This is a genomic window from Rothia sp. HMSC065D02 (assembly GCF_001815285.1).
Classification (GTDB): domain Bacteria; phylum Actinomycetota; class Actinomycetes; order Actinomycetales; family Micrococcaceae; genus Rothia; species Rothia dentocariosa.
In genome coordinates, this window is record NZ_KV820085.1 from 1 (window position 1) to 2,783 (window position 2,783).

Annotated in this window: 3 protein-coding genes; 2 read left to right on the forward strand and 1 reads right to left on the reverse strand. The window is 56.3% G+C overall.

All coding sequences use genetic code 11. From position 1 onward, the window contains the following. Positions 1–110: 110 nt before the first annotated feature. Both HMPREF3016_RS11455 and erm read left to right on the forward strand, forming a co-directional pair. Positions 111–158 carry an erythromycin resistance leader peptide gene (locus HMPREF3016_RS11455; RefSeq protein ID WP_011116968.1) on the forward strand — a complete coding sequence of 16 codons (48 nt, stop codon included), beginning with the start codon at positions 111–113 and terminating at the stop codon, positions 156–158. A gap of 99 nt (positions 159–257) precedes the next feature. Beyond that, positions 258–1,112 carry a 23S ribosomal RNA methyltransferase Erm gene (gene erm / locus HMPREF3016_RS04035; protein ID WP_016459102.1) on the forward strand — a complete coding sequence of 285 codons (855 nt, stop codon included), beginning with the start codon at positions 258–260 and terminating at the stop codon, positions 1,110–1,112. 213 nt (positions 1,113–1,325) lie between these two features. On the opposite strand, the gene HMPREF3016_RS04040 is transcribed toward erm, so the two are convergent. Continuing rightward, a complete protein-coding gene (locus HMPREF3016_RS04040; protein ID WP_005323424.1) occupies positions 1,326–2,504 on the reverse strand; it encodes an IS256-like element IS1249 family transposase in 1,179 nt (392 codons plus the stop codon). Positions 2,505–2,783: the final 279 nt, after the last annotated feature.

Below are 2,783 nucleotides of genomic sequence, written 5' to 3' on the forward strand. Positions count from 1 at the left end.
AGACCCCAACTACACCCCCAATTATGAAGAGCCCCAAATCTAACCCCCGCGACACGCCGAGCCAGACACACATTTTGACCCTTAACCCTTTAATGGATATAATTAGACCCATGTTGATTTCAGGTACCGCTTTCTTGCGGTTGCGCACCAACCGCTAAGGCGGTTTCCTACCCCGTAGGTTAAAAACCGCTCCGGTCCTTTAGCCGGGCGGCTATTTGTCATGCCCGGCTCCCTTTCAAATCCAAGGAGCACACCTGATGTCTGCATACGGACACGGCCGTCACGAGCATGGCCAAAATTTTCTCACCAACCACAAGATCATCAACTCCATCATCGACCTTGTGAAACAAACCTCCGGCCCCATCATTGAGATCGGACCAGGAAGCGGTGCCCTCACTCACCCGATGGCCCACTTGGGGAGGGCGATAACGGCAGTTGAAGTGGACGCAAAACTAGCTGCCAAAATCACACAAGAAACCTCCTCGGCGGCGGTCGAAGTGGTCCATGATGATTTCCTTAACTTCCGGTTACCCGCCACTCCCTGCGTCATTGTGGGAAACATTCCCTTTCACCTCACCACTGCCATTCTTCGAAAGTTGCTGCATGCGCCAGCATGGACTGACGCTGTACTCCTCATGCAGTGGGAAGTCGCTCGCCGCCGGGCCGGGGTAGGCGCAAGCACGATGATGACGGCTCAGTGGTCCCCATGGTTCACATTTCACCTGGGTTCTCGGGTACCAAGGCCTGCTTTCCGGCCACAGCCAAACGTTGACGGGGGGATCTTAGTGATCCGCCGGGTGGGTGACCCGAAGATTCCGATAGAGCAGCGCAAAGCCTTTCAGGCGATGGTGCACACCGTTTTCACTGCCCGGGGACGCGGGATAGGGGAAATTCTCCGAAGGGCAGGGTTGTTTTCATCACGTTCAGAAACACAATCATGGTTGCGCTCGCGAGGAATCGACCCCGCGACCCTACCTCCCAGATTGCACACCAACGACTGGATCGATCTCTTCCAGGTGACTGGTTCCTCTCTACCTCACCATCGACCCATTTCACCATCGGGAAGTAGTCAACGACCTCCTCAACGGAAAAACCGAAGCCGGCGGCGTTAATCCCCACCAAAACCGAAATCCACCAGTAGTACTAAAAGGGCTCTTCCGGTTTTAGAGTGCATTGATTAGTTCGCCGGGGGTTCGGGCGTGGCACAAGATATTGGGGTCCTTGGCTTTGTAGGAAAAAGGTATCTAATCCATCCGTACAAAACTAAGGACCTACTGTGCGGGTTAAGGGTCAAAATGTGTGTCTGGCTCGGCGTGTCGCGGGGGTTAGATTTGGCCTTTTTGAATGCCGATTGAGTGGGTGTAGTCGGTGTCGATAGCGTTGTCGTAGAGGGCTGGGCGTCCTGTTTCGTGGTCGGCTTGGTTCTCGGTTTGGGTCAGGGTGGATACTTTGGCGAGTTGGCCCTGGCCCCAGTCGGACTGCCTGGCGATTCGTACTGGATCGTCAGGCAGTTCCGTTTTTAAGTAGAGCCACCAATCCAGCATGCGGCGTTGTCGTTCGCCTGATCTGCCGCGGTGGGTTCTGGCGAGCAGTTTGAGCTGGGCGTTGATGCCGCCTTCTAAGCTGTTGGTGGTGGATTTGATCCGCTCGGGCGCAAGGACTCCTGCTGGCGGGTTGAGGTAGACAAACAGCATCTCGGACCGCCAAAGATGGTTGAGGCTGTTGTAGGCCTTGCGCACGTTGTGGTGGGTCCACACGCGGGTCCATGCACCTGTTTTGGGGTCTTTGATCATGGTTTTCTCGTTCATCCATTCCCGGTAGATCGTTGAAAACTCGTGCAGTTGCACACCCCACGCGGCGGCTTCATCCAGTGTGGTGATCCGGGTCAGTTTCAGCGCAAGTCGGTAGATGGTGCGCCCGGCATCGGTGCGTGGGTTGGTGGTGGTGTAGCGGCGGACCACGCGTTGGGCGTGGACGAGGCAGCGTTGAATTTTCGTAGTCGGCCAGCACTTTTTGATTGCGCTGTATGCGCCTTGGCCGCCGTCGATGACGGCGATGAGTGGGGCTTCGATGCGTTCAAGCAGCAGTTGGTAGTCGCGGGTGGTTTCGTGTTTGCACCAGTGCCAGGCGATCACGTGGTCGATGGTCGCCGCGACGATCAGGCAGCCACCGGCGGTGTAGGTGCCATCGAGAAATACCTGGTCGTAGATCCGCTTGTGGTGGCCGGCGGTGGGGTCAGGCACATCAACGAGCCAGCACCACTTGAAGCGCCGCTTCATGGTGGCGCGGCTAACACCGTTTCGTTTGGCTAGGTCGTCGAGTGATATTGCGGTGGTGCAATGCTCGATGAACTGGGTGAACACTGCCGCGTTGGTGATGTCGTTTCGACGTTTGACGCTGGAGGCGCCGCATTGTTTGCAGCGCCATCTGGTGGTGCCTTTGCTGGTGGTGCCGTTGCGTTTCATTTCACCGCCGCAGTGGCAGCGTGGTTGGTTCTTCGACATTGCGACACCACACCACGCCGCGCATAGCACATCACGGCTGCCACACCGAGGATTTCCCGTCGGGGGCTAGATATATGCTTCCGGAGCATATACTTTCCGGAAACCTACAGGTCAATCCGTGAAAATCCGCGATTCCGGACACACATTTTGACCCTTAACCCTACTGTGCAGCCTAACGGAAATGTCATCGTCGATACCATCTGCCGCACCGCAAAACTAGGAACTACTATCACCGGTGCCACAGAAAACGGGCTCTTCATAATTGGGGGTGTAGTTGGG